This is a genomic window from Pseudomonas sp. dw_612, from assembly GCF_018449725.1.
Taxonomy (GTDB): Bacteria; Pseudomonadota; Gammaproteobacteria; order Pseudomonadales; family Pseudomonadaceae; genus Aquipseudomonas.
Map to the genome: position 1 here is coordinate 63,758 of NZ_JAAVVC010000028.1, position 19,519 is coordinate 83,276.

Consider the following 19,519-nt stretch of genomic DNA (forward strand, 5'->3'; position numbering starts at 1 on the left):
AAGCCGCGATCAATTGATCGCGGCGTCGGATTTCATACGAATGACATTGGCGGCGCTGGAGGACCCATCGTGCCAAAAGGACAGCTCTGCATATTTGTCGAACAGGTCCGGCGGCAGGATCGTTCGCCGTGACTCCAGCGCCACCTTGGGTTTGACCCGGTGCAACCCCGAGACGCCCAGCGCCTGGTCAAACTCCGGCGCGTCGTAGACGAGGTTGTCGAAGTCATGCTCAAACCACGGCTCGCCGATGAATTCGTAGACCAGCCGAAGTACCCGTTCGGGCGCCTGGCTGAGCAGGTCGTAATCGACAATCAGCAAGGAGTCGGCGTTTTCGCCGTAATAGGCTTCTTTGAGCGCGGTCCAGGCAAAACCCACCAGGCGATTGCGCTGGGCCAGGGTTTCACAACGGCTGTAGACGGTGTTGCGCTCGACTTCGTCGTTGAACAGCTTGGTGTTCTCGAACGGGTTGGCGCGGTACAGGCGCTCGAGGCTGTCCATCACCCAGGCGACGTTGCGCACGCAGGCAATGGTTTTGGCCTTGGGAAACAGGTCTTGCAGCGCAGGTAAACGCGCGCACCACTGGCGGTTGGTATCGAAGATGACGGGGGTGTTCGCCTGCTCGGCATAGTAGGAATCGAACAGACCGCGCAACAGGCGGCGACGCAAAGGGGTGTCGATCACCGCACCGAATTCGCTGCCGGCGCTGCATTGCTCCAGGACACTGGTGAACAGTGTGCCGACAGGGCTGCTCATGCCGGCATGAAAGCGCGGGTTTTGCAGCAAAATAGCCGCCAGCAAGGTAGACCCTGAGCGTGGCAACCCGGAGATAAAGTGGTACTGCTGCAATCCCTTCACCCTAGTCGGAAGTCCCTTTATATGTCGAAGCGTAGTCTATGCAGACTGGGCCGACTAGTGGTGTTTTGATATCAATTTGAAGCTAAAAATACGGGCTTGATCTGAAAGTATTGATCCAGGTGGGTTGAATCGTTTCAGCAGCCTCTGCAAGTAGCTGAGAAGGCGCGAAAGATCCGGCTCAATGCATGCCGGCCCCCATCAAGAACAGCCGCGCCTGATTGTTACCCGCAGCCTTTTCACTGACTTTTTGCCAGCCAGCCGGTATCGAGGCGAACTCGTCTGGCTGGTCAGTGCTGCTGATCAACCACACACGCCCCGTACCGGCGGGCAGTTCACTGAGGTGGTCGAGGTAGATTTTTTCAGCGTTGTCATCGACAAGCGTGCCGAACCCGTAGGCATTCGGACGACTGGAGGCGCCGTTGGCCAGCGGTGGCGTGTAGAGCAATGGAGCGGCGTCGGTACGGTTGTAATAGACATAGGGCATGTACCAGAGCAGGTCGCTGATAACGATCTGGTCGCCCTCGACGTAGTGCTGATTGACGAACGCCACCATCACGCTGGCCTGGTCATTCACATCAATCGTGGCATTGGTCTTCAGCCCCACCAGTTGGGTACCGACCAGCAGCACCAGCAACGCCAGCGCCAATACGCGAAAGCCATCCCACAACCGGTCGATACCCAGCGCCAGGATCAGCGGCAAGCCCAACGCAAAAGCGGTCAGGTAGCGTTCGATAAACACCGGCGAGATAAACGATACGCCGAACACCATCAGCAGCGGCAACAGGGTGTAGATGGCCAGCAAGGCACTCCAGCGAAAAAGGCTGCGGTCCCGCACAACCGTCACCGCGATCACCGCCAGCAACAACAGCGGCAGCGCAATGAAGATCGGCCACGGCAAGGCATCACCGTCGTCCTGGATCAGGAAATCCCAGACCATCGTAGGCAGCGAGTTCAGGGTAACCGCAGTCTCCCACCCCACATCGCCATTGGCTTTGAGCTCATCCATGTGCTGAATCAGATCAATCAGGCCGGGCAACCAGGGCAGGAACAACGCCACGATCACCACGTTGGTCAGCCACCAGGCCGGGCGCGTGATGAGTTTCACCGGATGGGTGGGATGCAGGCGCAGAAGCAACAGATAAGTCCAGTGGGCAATCACGCACAGAGCTGTGAAGTAGTGGGTGTAGAACCCCGCGGTCATCAGCAACGCGTAGATCGCCAGATAACGTGTGCGTCGGGGATGCTTGACCCAATACACCAGCGCAATCGTCGCGCCGAGCAACCACAGCCCCAACAGCGAATACATCCGCACTTCCTGGCTGTAGCGCACCGCCGTAGGCAGCAACGCCAGCAACAGACCGGCAAGCAGCGCGGCACGAGGATTGGCCATCAATCGCACCAGCCAGAACCCCAGCGCCACCGTGGCAATACCCGGCAATGCGCTCAAGCTGCGGATGGAGAAAATGCTGTCGCCAAATACTTCGATCCAGCCGTGCAGCACCATGAAATACAGCGGTGGGTGCACGTCATGGGCGGCGTGGAACCAGATATCGCCCAAGGAATACTGGCTCATCAACAGGCTGGAGCCTTCATCGCCCCAAATCGCGGCAGCGGTGAGGTCGTAAAAACGCACGGCGGCGGCCAGCAGCAGAATCAGCCACACGCCGTAATCGGCCAGCCATTGCGGCAGCGGCGAAAGCGCTGTGGCTCGCGTCCGAACGGCGCGCCCGTCCGGCCTGCCGGCCAGTTCTGTTTCCCTGCGGTACTTCATAAATTCACCGCCTGGTCGAAAACGCTAATCACCCTTGGAGTCTGCAGCACGCCCGGGAGTTCTTGCTGGATGCTGAGCCCATCCGGGCAAGAACACAATCGAGCGACTTTTGTACCAGCGTCTACGCTGAGGACTGGCCCGAGCAGTAGCGTCGAGCCAGTACGGTCTCCTCCAAAAAAACCACATGGATAACAAAACTATGGACGTGTTTCTCGGAACCATTCTTCCCTTCGGCTTCCAGTTTGCTCCCAGCGGCTGGATGCAGGCCAACGGGCAGACGTTGCCAGTCAACCAATACCAGGCGTTGTTCACCTTGTTGGGCGTAACCTATGGCGGCAACGGATCGACGACTTTCATGCTGCCCAACCTGTGCGGGCGTTTGCCGATGCACCAGGGGCAAGGCGTTAACCTGACGAACCGGGTGATCGGTCAAGTCATTGGCACAGAAAACACCAGTTTGCTGGTGGCCAACTTGCCGCCCCATGCGCCTCTTATCACCGCCACTGCCACGTCGGCCCTGACCGCCACGACCACGGTCAACCTGGCCAGTGTCGCCAGCACCCCCACCACCGCACCGTCGAATGACAATGCCTACATCGGTGCCTCCATCGCATCGGGGCCGACTTCCGCCGCGATCTTCTCCACCGCACAGGGCGCCAACCCGATCGCACTCAAAGGTGTCGACAGCACGGTCGGCGGCACCGTCAACGTGACCGCCACCGCGCAGACCATCGGCAGCGGCTCACCGCTGGGCATCGTCAACCCGGTGTTGGTGGTGAACTTCTGTGTGGCCCTTCAAGGGTTATTCCCTTCACGCAACTGACCTTGGCGTCGGGGCCGCTGGCCCCGACCCTCCATTTTTTTCAGGGAGCAGGACCATGCTTGATCAGATTACCGGCGACCATTTCCGCCGGTTACTCGGCACCTCCAAGCCGCTTTACCTCAGCGATGGCAGCGAGATACCGGTGGTGATCGTGTCCGTGGTGGACAAGCCCAATGCCCGCATGTCTGACAGCGGACGCATGCCGTTTGGCGTTGAACTGAGCAGTCCGACCCAGACCACCTTCATCGACGGCCCGTGCGCCATCGAGCTGCCGGAACTGGGGCGCATAGAAGGTATCGTCGTCTCTCGCACTCCAGGGCTGGGGCGCGACGCCAGCCACACCTACTTCGACATTACCGTCAACTGAGCACCGCCGACTGCGGCTGGCCCGGATACCAGACCAGCCGCTCGGCCGCCACGTTGCTTTCCTCGACCTGAAACCCCAGCGCCAGATAATGCCGGCGCGCATGGGGATTGTTGGCCCAGACCACCGTCGCCACCGGGCAACGCACCTGTTCGGCGGCTTTCTGCACGCCTTGCAACACCGTGCGGCCATACCCCTTGCCCTGCGCGGCGGGAATAAAGGCCAGGTACAACACACGAATTTCGTTGGTGCCGAAATCAGCGGTCAACGCGCCAATCGGTGTGCCGAGCTTTTCCACCACGAAGTGCATGGCGTTGGGATAGGACTCCCCGGTGCCCTGCTCTTGCACTTTGAATTGCTGGGCGATCACCTCCTCCACCAGCTCCTGCTCGCCGTCGATCCATTGCAGATCGGGGCGTGCGGCGTGGTAAAGGTTGTGCAAAAACGGTCCGTCGGTGGCACCGGACGGACGCACCACCAGATCACCCACGTCATTGGAATTGTTGTTCAGCATTGCCCTCTCTCCCTGCGCTAAAAACCACTCTCCCTCACACCCAACGCCGCCATTCGGCGCCAGGCCGTTCCCAGCAATGACTCACTGCGACCTTGCACCACCACCACGCCGCGCAACGGCTGGGTCGGGGTGGCGATGGTGTCCAGCGTCGTGAGACGCACCGCGTACTGCGCCTGAACCGGCTCTGGCCGCTGACTCTGGTCGCGGCGCACGGCAATCGGTCCGTGATGATCCGACGTCAGCGCTTCCTGCTCAATGAAACCGGCGCCGTTGGCATCGATTTCACTCAACTGCACGGCGACGGCCGGGTGCATCGGGTCTTCGGCGATAAAACGCCCGTGAGCCCCGGGAGCGACCCGCCACAACTCGGCTTCCGCCAGATAACCGCGCAAGCGCGCGCCCTCTTCGACGACCCTGGCCAACGGTTCTTTAGGCGACAACCAGCGTCCGGCCGTCAACTGTGGCAACAGATCCCGCACCTTGCCGGCCTGGGGGGCCCGGATCAGCAAACGTTCCCGCTGCGCGGCCAGGCCGCGATATTCGGCCACGGCCTCGGCCAGGCGCTGTTCGACAATCCCGGCATCGGCGGCGGTTTCACTGCGGCTGGCCTGACGACGCATCTGCAACTGCTGGATCTGGATTTCTCGCCGGACGATGGCTTGGCGTGAATCGAGATCGGGTGTTTCCAGTTCAATCAATATGTCGCCCTGGGCCACCAGTTGGCCATCGTGGACATTCACTTGTTTGACCCGCGCCGCCACCGGCGCATGCAACGTGCTGACGCGACCCGCCTCCAGCATCACTGGCAATTCCACGGCACTGCGCCATGGCACGGCCAACAGCAAAACAATCGCGACCAACCCGAGGGTGCTCAGCAACACCCGAGGTGCGTGGGCCTGCTCGCGGCGGGCCCACCATTCGCGCCATTCGCGCACGATCGGCAGGAAGATGAACCACACCAGTTCCACCAACATCAGGAAGATGCCCAACAGCTTGAAGAACAGGTGATACACCGCCAGCGCAATCCCGAAAAACAGCACTGCGCGCCACAGCCACGAGCCGTAGCCCCAGATCAGCAGGCGCCGTTGCATCGACGGCGACCAGGGTTCCGGCGCCGGTGCGCCATAGCCGAACAAGGCCTCGCGCAAACGCCAGCGGCACAGGGCAAAGGCGCGGCCCTGAAGGTTGTCCACTTCCCAGAAATCACTGAGCAAAAAATAACCATCGAAGCGCATGAACGGGTTGAGGTTGATCACCAGCGTGGTGATCCACGTGGCGCTGGCGAGCATGAAGGCGGCGGTGCGTCCGGGACCGTCGGGCAACAGCGACCAGGCCAGCAACGCGATACACGCCAACACCAGTTCCGCCAGCACGCCACCGGCGCCGATCAGCAACCGCGCACGCCGGTCATTGACCCGCCAGGCGTCGCTGACGTCGGTATAAAACATCGGCAGCATCACCATGAACGCCACCCCCATGCTTTGCACCCGGCAACCGGCGCGCTTGGCCATGAACGCGTGGCCGAACTCGTGGCAGAGCTTGGCAAAGAACAGCGCCACACCAAACGCCAGCGCGCCGCCGAGGCTGAACAAGTGTGGAAATGTTGCGATGAAGCGCTGCCAGTCCCGGGACACCAGAAACACGCCGAGCATCAGGGTGGCGGGTAATCCGAAGCGCAGTGCATACGGGCCGAAACGTTCCAGCCACGGCCAGGCGCGATTGAGAAACGCGTCCGGGCGCCACAGCGGAATCCGGAAAAACAGGTATTGGTGCAACAGGATTTGCCACAGCGACTGGCGCTGGGCCGCGGCTTTGAGGCTGTAACTGGCGCGCTGTTGCGGGTCGAGGGCGCTGATCAGGTCATGGCCGCGCAAAAAAGTCAGCAGTTGATCCAGTTCAGCGCCGTCCAGCGGCAACCCCGGCTCGCGATTGGCGGCGCGCAACACTTGCTCGGGATCGCCCAGGGACCAGTGACGCAGCAGACGCATCGCCGCCGCACCCAGTTTGAAATAGCGCCCGCGCACCGGGTCGGCCAGGGTCCAGCGCGGCGAGCCGTCGAGCGCCGGGGATGCCGCCGACAATTGCAGGTCTGCCCGCAGGCTCGGCAGGCTCATCTACAGGCCCACGCTTTGGCGCAACCCGGCCAACGGCCGACGCAACAGGTACAACGCCAGCGGCGCGCGGTCGCCAAAGATTTTCGCGGTGCCGCGCAACCCGATACGCGGCGGTGCCGCGTCGAAATTTGCGTCCAGTCGGTACGCCAGTTGCCCGCCAGCGGTGGGCTGCGCTTCGTAGGCCGAACGTTCGAGTCTGGCCTGGTGCCGTTGCAACGGATCGCTGTCGAGAAACAGTGAAACCTGCGCGCCTGGCTCCAGGGCAATCGCATCGCCGACGGCCAGTTCGATACGCAATTCGGCCTGATTCGGGTCGGCGATTTCCATCAAGCGTTCGCCGGTCTGCACCGGTTTGCCGGTCCAACGCTCGGCGTCCGCAAACACGGCAATGCCGTCGCGTTCGGCGCGTACTTCGCTGCGTTTGAGCAATTCCCGGGCGTAATCCCGTTCGGCGCGTTTTTGTTCGACCCGTGCCGCCAGCAAATCGATTTTCGAGCTGGATTCAGCATCGGCGAAGGAGCGCTGGGAATTAGCCTTCAGTTCGGCCTCGGCCACGCCCAAGGCGCGCTGGGACACATCGGCCTGAGCCGTGAGGGTGGTGTTTTCGAACTTCAGCAGCAGATCGCCGGTTTTCACTACCTGATTGGGCTTGACCAGAAACTCGGTAATCACCCCGTCCAGCGGCGCGGCGACCACTCGGCCACCCAGCGGCACCACTTCAGCGGGCGCCAGCACCGATTGGCGCACCGGGATCAACAGCGCGAGCAGCGCCAACGCCACCAGCGCCACCTGACGCTTGCGGGTCCAGCGCAGCCGCCACGGTTTGCGCGGTTGCAGTGCCAGCCAGGCGTGGCTGTAGGTGTCGCCCAATTGCGAGAGCAAGACTTGTTCGGAAGGGTTCCACGGCAAGTCCCGGGCCAGCCAAAGACCGCCAAAGACTTCGCCCTGGTGATCCACCAGCGGCAGCCAGAACACCTGAGCGGCGGAAAGGCTTTGCCAGTCCGCCCGGATCGATTCGCTGAGCACATCCTGCGCAATCACCCGCGCCTGTTTCAGCACTTCGAGTTTGAACAGCTGCGCCACGGCCTGCTCGACGAACGCCACGAACGGCGCGTTCGGGTCCACCGCACTCACTCCGGTCACGGCCTGCACCTTGCCGGCAATCAACAGCGCCGCATGGCGAAAGCCGAACAGCGCCTGGCCGTCATTGACCAGGCTGTAGGCCAGTTGCGCCGGGGTGCGCGCCGCACGGGTCAGACGTTCGAGGTCGAGAAACCGGGCGAAGACCTGTTCGGCGCCGCCGCTGATCGGGGCGTTCACTTGAGCTCCGCGAAACGCGCCGTTCCGCTCATGCCGGCCAACAGGCCCGTGGCATTGGGCAGCGTCGCGACCAACAACAGGGTCTGGCTGCCTTCATCGATCCGCGCACCGAGGCGCTTGACCGTGGCATCCAGCGGCTGACCGGTTTCGTCGGGCACAAAACTGAAGGTCTGGCCGGGCTTGAGCTTGCCCATCCAGCGCGATGGAATCAGCAGATGAATTTCCAGGGTGCGGTTATCCACCACGTCCAGCAACGGCGCACCGGCCGCCACGCTTTCATAACGCTGGACCTTGCGCTCGACGACCTGACCGTCAAACGGTGCCAGCACGCTGCAGCGTTTCACCTGCACCTGATACACCTGGGATTGCGCCTGGGTCTCGCTGACCTTGGCCTCGGCCCGCGCCACTTCAAAGCGCCCGACCGAATTCAACGCCGCCAATTGCTTGTTATGCGCCAGCTCTTCACTGGCCCCACGACTGGCGGCCTGCGCGGCATTGAGCTGGGCCTGAAAACCCGAGCAGTCGAACTTGGCCAGGGTATCGCCCTTCTTGAACGACTCACCCTCGCTGAACGGCAACTCGACAACCCGCCCCGGCAACTCGCTGGCAAGCACCGCCTGATCCCGAGCCCGCAACACACCACGGGCCTCGCTGCTGGCCTGAGCAGTGCCACCGACCGCGCTGTTTTCCAGCAACGGATCGTCTGGCGCAGGCGTTTGCGCGTGTACTGCGCACGTTACAAAGGCTAATCCGACAACCCAACTTCCAAAACGCGGCATAACCGTGACTCCCTGACGGATGGTCGGAGTCTACGACAGCGGGGGTTTGCGTCAAGCGAATAGCCATCACGTTTTGGAAAAGCCATGTATCAAGAAAGTTGCTGACCTATAGGACGAACTCGACCGATCGAAAATATAACCTTGAAGGAATATTCCATAGCGTGCATATTCAGCTCCCATGAATTGGGATATTGAATACACCGACGAGTTCGGCGATTGGTGGACAGATCTGAGCGAAAGCGAGCAGAGTTCTGTCGCCGCGAGCGTAAAACTACTCGGGCAGTTTGGCCCCGGTTTACGCTTTCCTCATAGCAGTGGAATCAATGGATCGCGGCACGGCCATCTTCGTGAACTACGTGTTCAGCACGCAGGTCGCCCTTATCGCATCTTGTATGCATTCGATCCAAGACGCTGCGCGTTGCTATTGATAGGAGGAGACAAAACCGGTCAGGATCGATGGTATGAAGTCAACGTACCGTTGGCCGATCAACTGTACGATGAACATCTCGACACATTGCGCAAAGAGGGTCACAACGATGGCTAAGAAATTTGCCGAGCTCGAAGCGCGGATGACACCCGAATCCCGGGCACTCGCCGATTCGATTTATGAACAACACATCAAGGAAATGCCACTGCACGAGTTGCGTCAGGCCAAAGCGCTGAGTCAAGCCACGCTTGCCGAAACACTTCATATCAACCAAGCCGCCATTTCTAAAATGGAGCGCCGCACGGATATGTACATCAGCACCTTGCGCAACTACATCCGCGCTATGGGCGGTGAGCTTGAAATCATTGCGACGTTTCCAGACGGCCAAATCAAGATCGAAAATTTTGCTGGATGAGCAGCCTCCCTGGCTGCTCGCAACGACACCAGCCCAACGATGCTCATTTTCTCTCTACTTTGCGACCTCAAAAATGGGCCTAATAACACTCACACCCGATCCTGCTAAAGAACGTAAAAACCGATAATCGCCAGCCCCCACCAGCACAAACCAAGCGCTACCCAAATTCCGTTGGCAAATGTCAGCTTCGAATTACCAAGCCCCTCGACATCGCCCGCCAAATAATTGATTGCATTCTGTACACGCAACAAACAGCAGGTTTGCAGGAACAAAACCAAAAGGCTCAACGCAAAACGAATTTGCACATCTGGTAACCACATCAACGCGGAACCGGTGCACGCCAGCAGGATGACAGCCAATGCCAGACTGCGCGGATACCAACGGTACTTTAGGTTTGAAGCGCCTATTCGATGATCGATTTTGGTGAACAGGGAGTACACAAAAAACACGCCCAGGATGGTGCGGAACAAGGGCAAAACCTTATTACCCGTGGCCGCACGATAAAGCTTCCAGTTTCGATAAAACCAATAAATAAGGAAAAAGCCGCTAGTCGAGACGAATAGCAGCGCTAGCTTGCTTTTACACACGACATAAAAATCGGGAGGTGCTGTTGCAGCGCCTAGAAATTCGACAGTCGCGGGAGAATCAGAGAGGGCAATCATAGGAGGCGTAGCCGTGGTCATTGAGTGGCCGAAATGCTAACGCCTGATGGGCTGCAATAGTGCCCACACAAAAAAATAGGACGATTCCTACATCCAGTCTCTCAATTTCAATCAGGATTTTTCCGCCACCGGATAAACCGACTCCCATCCCCCACCCAACGCCTTGTACAACCCCACCATCGCCAACGACACGCCGGTCGAACTCTCAACCCACTGCTGCTGCGTCGCCAACAACTCGCCCTGCACGGTCAGCACGTTGACGAAATCCACCACGCCTTCCACGTATTGCTGTTGCGCGGTGCGTAGCGCGATCTGGTTTTGGCGCACGGCTTCGGCGAGGCTGTCGCGGCGCAGTTGGCTGGCGTTGTAAGTGGTCAGTTGATCGTCGATTTCATGCCAGGCGCGCAGCACGGTTTGTTGGTAGGCGATGGCCGCTTCCTGTTGTTGGGCTTCGCGCAGGTTGAGCCTGCCGCGCAGGCGGCCGCCGTCGAACAGCGGCAGGCTGAATTGCGGGCCGATGCCGAACGACCGCGAACTCCATGAACCGAAATCGCTCAGTTGCATGGCTTGGGAACCGAGGTTGCCGGACAGCGTAATCCGCGGATAGAAATCGCCCTTGGCTACGCCGATGCTGGCCGTCGCGGCATGCAGACGGGCTTCGGCCTGTCGGATATCGGGGCGGCGTTCGGCCAGTTGCGATGGCAGGCCGATGGCGACCTGACGCGGGGTCTGCGGCACCGGGGCGTCTGTGGATAACTCGGCGTACAACGCTTGCGGCGGTTCGCCCATCAGCAGGCTCAGGGCGTTGATCAGTTGTGACTGACGCTGCTCCAGCGCCGGCAGGCGCGATTCGATCGCCGCCACTTGCGCGGCGGCTTCGGCGACGTCCAGATCCGTGGCAACGCCGTCGGCCAGACGCAGTTGCGAGAGCTTCAGGCTGTGGCGGGCGACGTCGAGGTTTTGCTCGGTGACGGCGCGGGTGTTCTGCACGCCGCGCAACTGGAGGTAGTCCTGGGCGGTTTCGGCCAATACCGACAGCAGCACGCCCCGGCGATCGTTTTCGGCAACTTCAAGGGTCGCGTCAGCGGCTTCGGTTTCGCGGCGCACGCGGCCCCAGAAATCCAATTCCCAGGACGCGGAGAAACCGGCATCCCAGAGATTGAAGGCCGAGCGGCCGTTTTTGCCCGAGGGATCGCTCAAGCCTTCGCCGCTGTTGCGTTCGCGTCCGTAGCTGCCGGTGGCGGCGGTCGTCGGGTAGCGGTCAGCGGTGATGACCTGGCGTGCGGCGCGGCTTTGCTGCAGGCGACTGCTGGCGAGTTTCAGGTCGAGGTTATCGGTCAGGGCGCGTTGGCTCAGGGCTGAGAGTTTCGGGTCGTGGAAGACTTCCCACCAGCGTTCGTCCATGGTTTGGGTGGTGGCCTGGCTTTCGGCGGGTTGGGTGGGTTTTGACCATTCGGCGACTTGTTGCGGCTCGGGTTTGTGGAAGTCTGGGCCGACGGTGCAGGCGGAAAGGCTCAAGACCAACAGGGTGAGTTGAGGCAACCGGCCTCTTCGCGAGCAAGCCCGCTCCCACATTGGAATGCGGTCCCCTGTGGGAGCGGGCTTGCTCGCGAAGGCGTCAGCACGATCAACAAAAATCTTCATCGCTGAACTACCTCATGCTTCTCAACGCTGGCGGTATCAATCCGCGCATCCACCGACATCCCCACCCGCAACCGCTCAGCCAGCGGCTGTCCCGCATCCAGCACAATCTTCACCGGAATCCGTTGCACCACCTTGGTGAAGTTACCCGTGGCGTTGTCCGGTTTGACCGGGGCAAACGTCACCCCGGTGGCCGGTGCGATGCTTTCGACGCGCCCAGTCAACACCTCGCCGCCGAGGCTGTCGACACGCACCAGCACGTCTTGCCCCTGCTGCACGTCCCGCAATTGAGTCTCCTGAAAATTAGCCACCACAAAAGCCTGGGCCAACGGCACCACGGCGAGCATCTTGCTTCCCGGCGTGACATAAGCGCCGACCCGCACCGCGCGCTCGCCAACCATGCCGTCCTGCGGCGCGACGATCCGCGTATAGGACAATTCGTAACTGGCGATCTCCAGCGCCGCTTGCGCGCGTTTCAGCCCACCTTCCGCCGCATCCCGCTGGGCGGTGAGAATGTCCACTTGCTTGCGTTCCGCCGCCAGTACTGCCGTGGCGTTGGCCAGTCGCGCGGTCGCCTGATCGATGCGGGTCCGCGCCTGTTGCGCGTTCTGCACCGTACCGGCGCCGACGCCTGCGAGGTGGTCGTAGCGATTCAGTTCGTGTTCAGCGAAGGCCATTTCAGCCTTGGCCGACACCACCGTGGCCTGGGCCTGAGCGATCACTGACGTCTGGCGCTCAAGGGTCGCCCGTGCGTTTTGCAGTTGTGCCCTGGCCACCAGGGTTTCGGCATCGGCAGCCTGGGCGGCGGCGCGCAAGTCGCGGTCATCGATCAACGCCAGCAATTGCCCGGCCTTGACCTGTTGATTGTCCTCCACCAACACCTCTTTGATAAACCCGGCGACCCGTGGCACCACCAGGGTGAAGTCCGCCGAGACAAAGGCGTCGTTAGTGCTCTGTTGCGTGCGTTTGCCGAACAGGCCCGGCGCGACCAGGTAAATCAGCACGCCGACCGCGATCGCTGCGGCCACACCGACCGCTACTTTTTGCTTGGTAAAAGTCGTCATAAAAACCTTCTGTTTCAAGGAAACGTTCAAGTGGGCGCGCGCGGCGGATACATCCGCGTCGGCAGCCAGAAAATCAACAGGATCAGCGCCGCAGCGACGCCTGCCATGCACAGATAAAGATCGGAAGCGGTCAGCACCACGGCCTGCTCATGCAAACGATGGGCTAGGCCGGCGCTGTCGCTGTCGGCCAGGGGCGAGTTGCCGAGGTTGTCCACCAACATGGTCGAGTGGAAATGCAGGCGTGCCGTGGTCAACGCATCGATGATGCCGGTGGCAATCACTGCGGCCAGGCCTTTGACGGTGTTGAACCAGGCCGAGGCGAACGGCCCTTCCATCGGCGTGATGCTGCCGGTGGCGAGCATCAGCAGCGGCAACACCGCCATGGGCTGACCGAAGATTTGCAGCAGTTGCAGCACGTAGAAATCATCGCGAATCCACACCGACGTCAGCTGCGAACCACCGAGGCAGGACAGCGCCAGCATCCCCAGGCCAATCCCCAACACCCAGCGGCAATCGACCCAGCGCAGGTTGCACAATGCGGCCACCAACGGCAGCGCGATCAATTGTGGCAACGCCGCCAACAACATGATCGGCGCGGTCTGAATCGGCCGATAACCCTGGACTTGCGCCAGGTAACTGGACGGAATGATCACCACCGCCAACAGCACCACCAACACCCCGGCGAGGGTCATCAACGCAAATGACAGGTTGCGAATGCCGAGCATCTGCAACTTGAAGAACGGAATCGGCTGCGACCATTCGTTGATCAGAAACAGCACCAGCAACAGCAACCCGCCGCCGAGCAAAAAGCAGATCAGGCTCGACTCAAACCAGTCCAACCGATTGCCTTGGAGGATGCCGATCACCAACATGCAGATCGCCGGGAAGCCCAGCAGCAAACCGCGCCAGTTGAATTGCTTGAGCCGCTCCAGGCGTAACGGATCCTGGGGCAAACCGTACGCCACGGCCGCCATCGCGATCAGGCACGGGACGATGATTTGCCAGAAGGTCCACTGCCAACCGACGTACTCGGTCCATAACCCGGCCAGCGGCGTGCCGAGTCCGGGACCGAAGGTGGCGGTCAAGGCATAACCGGCCAGGCCATAGAGTTTGACGTTGGCCGGCAGGAAACGCAGGGCGACGGTCATCAGCATCGGCGGCAACGCGCCGCCCGCCAGGCCTTGCACGATGCGCATCAGCAACAGGCTTTCGTAATTCGGGGCGAACGGGCACAGCACGCCCAGCAGCGTGAAGACACCGATGGCGTAGAGCGTGAAACGGCGCAACGAGAACGTCACCGAGCACCACGGCGCGAAGGCCATGGCCGCCACAGAGGTCGCGGTGTAACTGGCGACCAGCCACGTGCCTTCGTCGTAACCGATGGCCAACGCACCGCGAATATCGGCCAGGGCGACTTTGGTCACCATCTCGTTCAGGCCGGACACCAGCACCGCCAGCAACACGCCCACCAGACCGATGATGATCCGCAGGCCGAAGACCGGTGGCGCAGCGGCGGCAGGGCTGGTCGCGGCGAGAGGGGCCGGGGCCGTGAGGGAAGTCATGTACTGCAAGCTCCGGGAAGAATACCGGGGCATTTTATGGAGTGCGGGGCATTACGAAAATTGACTTGTTGGCAGGTTATAAGTGCGCCAGACGCAGCAATTAAAATCCCCTTGTGGGAGCGGGCTTGCTCGCGAAGGCGGAGTGTCAGGCGACATCAATGTTGAATGCACCGCCGCTTTCGCGAGCAAGCCCGCTCCCACAGGGGGATTTGTGTTGGATTCAGGTGGGTTGCGCGGCCAACCAGGTCTCATCGCAACAGGCCTTGAGGGTTTCGCGCATCCAGCGGTGGGCCGGGTCTTTGTCGTAGCGAGGATGCCAGGCCTGGGTCAGCATCAGCGTTGGCAACGGAATCGGCAGGGTGAACGAGCGCAGCTTCAGACCCAATCGCCGTACGCTCAGCAGCGCTTCTTTCGGCACCGGCAGCAGCAGATCGGAATCGGGCAGTGCAAACATCGCCGCATGGAAACTCGGCGCAATCACTGCCACGCGTCGCTCCAGCCCCAAGGCGTTGAGTGCCGTATCGATTGGGCCACGGGCAATCCCGCGCCGCGACATGCTGATATGCGCAAACCCGGCATAGCGCTCAGCAGTGATTTCTTCATCGAACAGCGGATGATCTTCTCGCGCCAGACCGACAAATTGGGTGGAAAACAGGTTCTGGATTTTCACTTCCGGCATCAACGGACGATTGTTGCTGATGCTCAGATCGATCCGCCCTTCGCGCAGCGCCTCGTCATCACCATCGCCTTCCGGGACGAAGCGCAGCTCGCAGTGCGGGGCCTGGCGCTCCATGGTGTCGAACAGCTTGCCGCCATACACACCGACGAAAAAATCATTGGCGCGAATGCTGAAGCGACGGCGCAACGTGCCCAGATCCACTGCATCGGCGGAGCGAAACAACAGGGCCGCTTGCTCGACCACATCACGCACCTGCTCGCGCAGCGCCAATGCCTTGGGCGTAGGCACCAGACCGCGACCGGCGCGCACCAGGATCGGATCGCCGATGGCTTCGCGAATGCGGGTCAGGGTCCGGCTCATCGCCGCTGGGCTGAGGTTCATCCGACGCGCGGCGCCCACCACACTGCCTTCGTCGAGCAACGCGTCGAGGGCGACCAGCAGGTTCATGTCCGGGAGTTGCATGCTGAGCACTCATGGCTGATCAGGATTGATTCAGGCGCAATGCTAGCAGACACACTTGGATTGGGTGGTGACTGGACCGACGCCTTCGCGAGCAAGCCCGCTCCCACAGGGGAATGCATTTCAATGTGGGAGCGGGCTTGCTCGCGAAGAGGCCAGCCCAGACACCAAAGAACTCAGCGCTGCATCCCCCACCGCTTCACCGTCACCCGCTCCAGGGTATCGAACACCAAATTCTCCACCAGCAAGCCAATCAGAATCACCACCGCCAACCCGGCAAACACTTTGTCGGTGTACAGCTCATTGCGATTCTGAAAAATATACCAACCCAAACCGCCCTTGCCGCTGGTAGCACCAAACACCAGCTCCGCCGCAATCAAGGTACGCCAGGCGAAGGCCCAGCCGATTTTCAATCCAGCAAGGATCGACGGCAACGCCGCCGGGATCAGAATGAACAGCACAAAGCGCATGCCCTTGAGGCCATAGTTGCGCCCCGCCATGCGCAGGGTTTCCGAGACACCGAGAAACCCGGCATAGGTGTTCAAGGCCAAGGCCCAAAGCACCGAATGCACCAGCACGAAAATCAGGCTGTTCTGCCCCAGGCCAAACCACAGCAGCGCCAGCGGCAGCAGCGCAATCGCCGGCAGCGGGTTGAACATCGAGGTCAGCGTACTCAGCAGATCACGACCGAACTGGGTCGAAACCGCCAACGTGGTCAAGGCAAACGCCAGGACGATGCCGATCAGGTAACCCTTGAGCAACACCACCAGGGAAATCCAGACTTTGTTCAGCAATTCACCGCTGAGCAGGCCGTCGTATAGCGCGCTGCTGGTTTGCAGAAAACTCGGCAGCAGCAGGTCGTTATTCTGGATGCGCGCCACCACTTCCCACAGCACCGCGAGCAAAATCAGGATCAGGCTTTTACGAATCCAGCCCTGCTGCCATACGCGCTGGCCGAGGGGCAATGCTCGCTCCAGCGGTACGCTGGTCAGGGGCTCTAATACGGTTTCGAATTCTTTACGTGCAGATGACAACTGGCTCATCGGGCAATCCTCTCAATGGCTCAATAAGCGATGCGGATGTCAGAGAAATCCAGCTCGCGCTCGGTTTCCGGGGACTGACCTTCATCGAACAACAACCGATGAATGCGCCGCGCCGATTCCTGGAACGCCACGCCGCCGAGGCTGTGCAAGTCGTATTGATGGCTGTGGACTTCCGCCCGCACCCGGCCCGGATGCGGCGACAACAACAGGATTCGATTGCCGACCACCAACGCCTCTTCGATGGAGTGCGTGACAAACAGCAACGTGAACCGCACCTCCTCCCAGAGCAGCAGCAATTCTTCCTGCATCTTGCGTCGGGTCAACGCGTCGAGCGCGGCGAAGGGTTCGTCCATCAGCAGGATTTTCGGCTGCATGGCCAGCGCGCGAGCAATCGCCACCCGCGCCTTCATGCCACCGGACAAGGTGTGCGGATAAGCATCGGCAAACGCCGCCAACCCGACCTTGTCCAGATAGTGCAGCGCTCGCTCTTCGGCCTCTTTGCGCTTAAGGGTTTTCGACGCCAGCAGCGGAAACATCACGTTCTGTTTGACGGTTTTCCATGGCGGCAGTTGATCGAACTCCTGAAACACCACAATCCGGTCCGGGCCCGGCGCGTGGACGGTTTGCCCCTGAAGACGAATCTCGCCCTCGCACGGCTGGATAAACCCGGCGACTGCTTTAAGCAATGTGGATTTGCCGCACCCGGACGGGCCGAGCAGCACAAAGCGGTCCGCCGGATCGATCTCGAAACTGACCTGATGGGTAGCCCGAACAACGCGCTGCGGCGTGCGGTATTCGAGGCTGACGTGATCGACCGACAACAGCGCCTCGGCGGCTGCGGCGATCGGGTTGCTGGCCGTGTGGCCTTGCAAAGGGGCGTTCATGTCGATCAGCTCCCTTGCAGCGGCTTGGCGTCCTGGAAGAAGTAATCCTTCCACGAATCCGGTTTGTTTTTGATCGCGCCGACGCGGTAGAGGAATTCGGCCAGCGGGTAGGTGTTTTTCGGCGTGACGCTGAATTCGAACTGCGGGTTGTCGATGATTTTCAACAGCGCGGCGCGGTCGATTTTGGCCTTGGTCACGCGGATGTAGGTGTCGGCCGCCGCGCCTTTATCGTTTTGCGCGAATTCGGCGGCTTCGGTCAGGGCTTCAACGAAAGCCTTGTAGGTTTTCGGATTCTCGTCGCGGAATTTCTCGGTGGCGAACAGCACAGTTGGCGAGTTCGGACCAAGGAGATCGTAGGTGTTCAGCACCACATGGACGTTGGGATTGGCCAGCGCCTGATCCTGGAACGGCGGGTTGGAGAAGTGCCCGCTCAACTCAGTGCCGCCAGCAATCAAAGCAGCTGTCGCATCCGGGTGCGGAACGGCGATGGTGTACTTGTCGAGGCGATTGAATTCCTTGTCACCCCACTGCTTGGCGGCCGCGTATTGCAGGAAGCGCGACTGCACCGAGACCCCGACCGCCGGCACCGCAATGCGGTCCTTTTCGGTGAAGTCGGCGATGGTTTTGACGTTTGGGTTGTTGCTCAGCAAGTAGTAAGGAAAGTTGCCCAGCGAAGCGACGGCTTTGACGTTTTGCTTGCCGTGGGTGCGGTCCCAAATGGTCAGCAGCGGACCGACGCCGGCACCGGCAATGTCGATGGAGCCGGAAAGCAACGCATCGTTGACCGCCGCACCGCCCGAGAGCTGGGTCCAGTCGACCTTGATGTCGATGCCTTCCTGCTTGCCGTACTTCTCGATCAGGTTTTGATCGCGGACCACGTTGAGCAACAGGTAAACAATGCCGAACTGTTCGGCGATGCGGATTTCACCTTCGGCGTGAGCCACGGTCGGCGCCACCAGGCTGCCGGCGATCAGGCTGAAACCCAGGCCGATGGCAGCCGCCAGCGGCGCAAATGGAAGACGTTTGGACATGATGGTTCTCCGGCAAATCAGAAAGGCGCGTCGCCCTGGATGGTGGTGCGATACAACTTGCGGCGCAGGTAGCTTGGGCAACCGGCGGCAAGGTGGATCAGCGAACGGTTGTCCCAGAACACCAGGTCGTGGGGCTGCCACTGATGGCGGTAGATGTTTTGCGGCAACACGCTGTGGGCGTAGAGCTCGTCGAGCAGTTGTTTGCTCTCGTCTTCCGGCAGGCCGACGATGCGTGTGGTGAAACCTTCGCTGACGAACAACGCCTTGCGCCCGTTTTCCGGGTGGGTGCGCACGATCGGGTGCACGACTTCGGCGACCTGAGCGAGTTGCTCCGGGGTCAGGGTCGGGCGCCAATTGCCTTCGAATTTGGTTTCGCTGTAGCGCGCCGTGTAGGAGTGCGCGGCGGATCGACCTTCAACGGCTTTACGCAGCGCGTCAGGCAAACCGTCCCAGGCTTTGTGCATGTCGGCAAACAGCGTGTCGCCGCCTTCGGACGGCAGCTCCTGGGCATGGAGCATCGAGCCGAGACTCGGCAGCTCTTTATAAGAGAGGTCGGAATGCCAGAACTTGCCGGCGTCACCGAGGCCGACGGACACGCCGTTTTCGACGATGTTGGAAACAATGAGGATTTCCGGGTGCCCGGCCAGCAGAAACTGCTTGAGCACATGAATCTGCAACACGCCGAAGCGGCGGCTGAAGGCGATTTGCTGTTCGGGGGTTATGCGCTGGTCGCGGAATACCACGACGTGATGATCCAGGTGCGCGCGGTGGATGCGCGCGAAGTCCTGGTCATTGATCGGGCGGGACAGGTCCAGGCCGATGATTTCAGCACCGACGGCGCCGCTGAATGGGCGGATGTCGAAGGTTTGCGGCGCGATGGTTTGAGAGGCAGAGACGGCTGACATTTAAATCACTCCCACGCACGGCACGCTCAAGGGCGCGCGCGTCGATCAAGAAACTCACGGAGGTCCCGTGTTGGTTCGTGTCGTGCGGCGCGCCGATTGGTCGGCGGGTACGCAGGAGAGTGACTTTATAGATATAAGAATTGAAATTTAAATACCGTTAGTGAATAACGATATGGCTTTTGGGCTGTAGCGCATTTTAGGCCGCCA

General features: G+C 60.8%; 19 protein-coding genes. 4 read left to right on the forward strand and 15 right to left on the reverse strand.

Going from position 1 to position 19,519, the window contains the following annotated elements:
- Positions 1-9: 9 nt before the first annotated feature.
- Positions 10-846 (reverse strand): sulfotransferase, encoded by an 837-nt coding sequence (locus HB680_RS29790; RefSeq protein WP_213941878.1) that lies wholly within the window; start codon positions 844-846, stop codon positions 10-12.
- Positions 847-1,033: 187 nt separating this feature from the next.
- The gene (locus HB680_RS29795) at positions 1,034-2,626 is read right to left on the reverse strand and encodes a glycosyltransferase family 39 protein (protein ID WP_213941879.1); all 1,593 of its coding nucleotides are present in this window, start codon (positions 2,624-2,626) and stop codon (positions 1,034-1,036) included.
- Between the two features lie 199 nt (positions 2,627-2,825).
- Here HB680_RS29795 and HB680_RS29800 point away from each other — a divergent pair, with 199 nt between their 5' ends.
- Positions 2,826-3,449 carry a tail fiber protein gene (locus tag HB680_RS29800; protein WP_213941895.1) on the forward strand — a complete coding sequence of 208 codons (624 nt, stop codon included), beginning with the start codon at positions 2,826-2,828 and terminating at the stop codon, positions 3,447-3,449.
- Between the two features lie 55 nt (positions 3,450-3,504).
- The gene (locus HB680_RS29805) at positions 3,505-3,816 is read left to right on the forward strand and encodes a hypothetical protein (RefSeq protein WP_213941880.1); all 312 of its coding nucleotides are present in this window, start codon (positions 3,505-3,507) and stop codon (positions 3,814-3,816) included.
- Here the strand turns inward: HB680_RS29805 and HB680_RS29810 are convergent.
- The 4 genes from HB680_RS29810 to HB680_RS29825 are packed head-to-tail and all read right to left on the reverse strand — an operon-like array spanning position 3,809 to position 8,540.
- Positions 3,809-4,327 carry a GNAT family N-acetyltransferase gene (locus tag HB680_RS29810; protein ID WP_213941881.1) on the reverse strand — a complete coding sequence of 173 codons (519 nt, stop codon included), beginning with the start codon at positions 4,325-4,327 and terminating at the stop codon, positions 3,809-3,811. The genes HB680_RS29805 and HB680_RS29810 overlap by 8 nt on opposite strands.
- A 17-nt stretch (positions 4,328-4,344) precedes the next feature.
- The gene (locus HB680_RS29815) at positions 4,345-6,441 is read right to left on the reverse strand and encodes a biotin/lipoyl-binding protein (protein WP_213941882.1); all 2,097 of its coding nucleotides are present in this window, start codon (positions 6,439-6,441) and stop codon (positions 4,345-4,347) included.
- Positions 6,442-7,761 carry an HlyD family efflux transporter periplasmic adaptor subunit gene (locus HB680_RS29820; protein WP_213941883.1) on the reverse strand — a complete coding sequence of 440 codons (1,320 nt, stop codon included), beginning with the start codon at positions 7,759-7,761 and terminating at the stop codon, positions 6,442-6,444.
- Positions 7,758-8,540, reverse strand: a complete 783-nt coding sequence (locus tag HB680_RS29825) for an efflux RND transporter periplasmic adaptor subunit (protein ID WP_213941884.1) — start codon at positions 8,538-8,540, stop codon at positions 7,758-7,760. Before HB680_RS29825 ends, HB680_RS29820 begins: the two co-directional genes overlap by 4 nt.
- Before the next feature lie 178 nt (positions 8,541-8,718).
- On the opposite strand from HB680_RS29825, the gene HB680_RS29830 reads away from it, so the two are divergent.
- Positions 8,719-9,084 (forward strand): type II toxin-antitoxin system RelE/ParE family toxin, encoded by a 366-nt coding sequence (locus HB680_RS29830; protein WP_213941885.1) that lies wholly within the window; start codon positions 8,719-8,721, stop codon positions 9,082-9,084.
- Positions 9,077-9,382, forward strand: coding sequence for an XRE family transcriptional regulator (locus HB680_RS29835; RefSeq protein ID WP_054616609.1), 306 nt, complete (start codon positions 9,077-9,079; stop codon positions 9,380-9,382). The genes HB680_RS29830 and HB680_RS29835 overlap by 8 nt, the downstream gene beginning before the upstream one ends.
- Before the next feature lie 104 nt (positions 9,383-9,486).
- Here the strand turns inward: HB680_RS29835 and HB680_RS29840 are convergent, their stop codons facing one another.
- The 9 genes from HB680_RS29840 to HB680_RS29880 form a co-directional block, all read right to left on the reverse strand.
- Positions 9,487-10,044 (reverse strand): hypothetical protein, encoded by a 558-nt coding sequence (locus HB680_RS29840; RefSeq protein WP_213941886.1) that lies wholly within the window; start codon positions 10,042-10,044, stop codon positions 9,487-9,489.
- A gap of 111 nt (positions 10,045-10,155) precedes the next feature.
- Positions 10,156-11,688 carry an efflux transporter outer membrane subunit gene (locus tag HB680_RS29845; protein ID WP_213941887.1) on the reverse strand — a complete coding sequence of 511 codons (1,533 nt, stop codon included), beginning with the start codon at positions 11,686-11,688 and terminating at the stop codon, positions 10,156-10,158.
- Positions 11,685-12,749, reverse strand: coding sequence for an HlyD family secretion protein (locus HB680_RS29850; RefSeq protein WP_213941888.1), 1,065 nt, complete (start codon positions 12,747-12,749; stop codon positions 11,685-11,687). Before HB680_RS29850 ends, HB680_RS29845 begins: the two co-directional genes overlap by 4 nt.
- Before the next feature lie 26 nt (positions 12,750-12,775).
- Positions 12,776-14,311, reverse strand: a complete 1,536-nt coding sequence (locus HB680_RS29855) for an MFS transporter (protein ID WP_213941889.1) — start codon at positions 14,309-14,311, stop codon at positions 12,776-12,778.
- 220 nt (positions 14,312-14,531) lie between these two features.
- On the reverse strand, positions 14,532-15,452 hold the full coding sequence (locus tag HB680_RS29860; protein ID WP_213941890.1) for a LysR family transcriptional regulator: 921 nt from the start codon (positions 15,450-15,452) through the stop codon (positions 14,532-14,534).
- A gap of 173 nt (positions 15,453-15,625) precedes the next feature.
- On the reverse strand, positions 15,626-16,492 hold the full coding sequence (locus tag HB680_RS29865) for an ABC transporter permease (protein ID WP_213941891.1): 867 nt from the start codon (positions 16,490-16,492) through the stop codon (positions 15,626-15,628).
- A 20-nt stretch (positions 16,493-16,512) separates the two neighbouring features.
- Entirely contained in the window at positions 16,513-17,376 is an 864-nt protein-coding gene (locus tag HB680_RS29870; protein WP_213941892.1) for an ABC transporter ATP-binding protein, read from the reverse strand.
- A gap of 5 nt (positions 17,377-17,381) precedes the next feature.
- Positions 17,382-18,407 carry an ABC transporter substrate-binding protein gene (locus tag HB680_RS29875; protein WP_213941893.1) on the reverse strand — a complete coding sequence of 342 codons (1,026 nt, stop codon included), beginning with the start codon at positions 18,405-18,407 and terminating at the stop codon, positions 17,382-17,384.
- Positions 18,408-18,424: 17 nt separating this feature from the next.
- Positions 18,425-19,312 carry a TauD/TfdA family dioxygenase gene (locus tag HB680_RS29880; protein ID WP_213941894.1) on the reverse strand — a complete coding sequence of 296 codons (888 nt, stop codon included), beginning with the start codon at positions 19,310-19,312 and terminating at the stop codon, positions 18,425-18,427.
- Between the last annotated feature and the right edge of the window lie 207 nt (positions 19,313-19,519).

What these genes read in the sequence shown, in the direction of transcription:
- HB680_RS29865 (WP_213941891.1), bottom strand. Translation starts at nt 16,492, where the DNA reads ATGAGCCAGTTGTCATCTGCACGTAAAGAATTCGAAACCGTATTAGAG.
- HB680_RS29875 (WP_213941893.1), bottom strand. Translation starts at nt 18,407, where the DNA reads ATGTCCAAACGTCTTCCATTTGCGCCGCTGGCGGCTGCCATCGGCCTG.
- HB680_RS29835 (WP_054616609.1), top strand. Translation starts at nt 9,077, where the DNA reads ATGGCTAAGAAATTTGCCGAGCTCGAAGCGCGGATGACACCCGAATCC.
- HB680_RS29795 (WP_213941879.1), bottom strand. Translation starts at nt 2,626, where the DNA reads ATGAAGTACCGCAGGGAAACAGAACTGGCCGGCAGGCCGGACGGGCGC.
- HB680_RS29840 (WP_213941886.1), bottom strand. Translation starts at nt 10,044, where the DNA reads ATGATTGCCCTCTCTGATTCTCCCGCGACTGTCGAATTTCTAGGCGCT.
- HB680_RS29805 (WP_213941880.1), top strand. Translation starts at nt 3,505, where the DNA reads ATGCTTGATCAGATTACCGGCGACCATTTCCGCCGGTTACTCGGCACC.
- HB680_RS29850 (WP_213941888.1), bottom strand. Translation starts at nt 12,749, where the DNA reads ATGACGACTTTTACCAAGCAAAAAGTAGCGGTCGGTGTGGCCGCAGCG.
- HB680_RS29800 (WP_213941895.1), top strand. Translation starts at nt 2,826, where the DNA reads ATGGACGTGTTTCTCGGAACCATTCTTCCCTTCGGCTTCCAGTTTGCT.
- HB680_RS29860 (WP_213941890.1), bottom strand. Translation starts at nt 15,452, where the DNA reads ATGCAACTCCCGGACATGAACCTGCTGGTCGCCCTCGACGCGTTGCTC.
- HB680_RS29870 (WP_213941892.1), bottom strand. Translation starts at nt 17,376, where the DNA reads ATGAACGCCCCTTTGCAAGGCCACACGGCCAGCAACCCGATCGCCGCA.
- HB680_RS29845 (WP_213941887.1), bottom strand. Translation starts at nt 11,688, where the DNA reads ATGAAGATTTTTGTTGATCGTGCTGACGCCTTCGCGAGCAAGCCCGCT.
- HB680_RS29855 (WP_213941889.1), bottom strand. Translation starts at nt 14,311, where the DNA reads ATGACTTCCCTCACGGCCCCGGCCCCTCTCGCCGCGACCAGCCCTGCC.
- HB680_RS29880 (WP_213941894.1), bottom strand. Translation starts at nt 19,312, where the DNA reads ATGTCAGCCGTCTCTGCCTCTCAAACCATCGCGCCGCAAACCTTCGAC.
- HB680_RS29815 (WP_213941882.1), bottom strand. Translation starts at nt 6,441, where the DNA reads ATGAGCCTGCCGAGCCTGCGGGCAGACCTGCAATTGTCGGCGGCATCC.
- HB680_RS29810 (WP_213941881.1), bottom strand. Translation starts at nt 4,327, where the DNA reads ATGCTGAACAACAATTCCAATGACGTGGGTGATCTGGTGGTGCGTCCG.
- HB680_RS29825 (WP_213941884.1), bottom strand. Translation starts at nt 8,540, where the DNA reads ATGCCGCGTTTTGGAAGTTGGGTTGTCGGATTAGCCTTTGTAACGTGC.
- HB680_RS29830 (WP_213941885.1), top strand. Translation starts at nt 8,719, where the DNA reads ATGAATTGGGATATTGAATACACCGACGAGTTCGGCGATTGGTGGACA.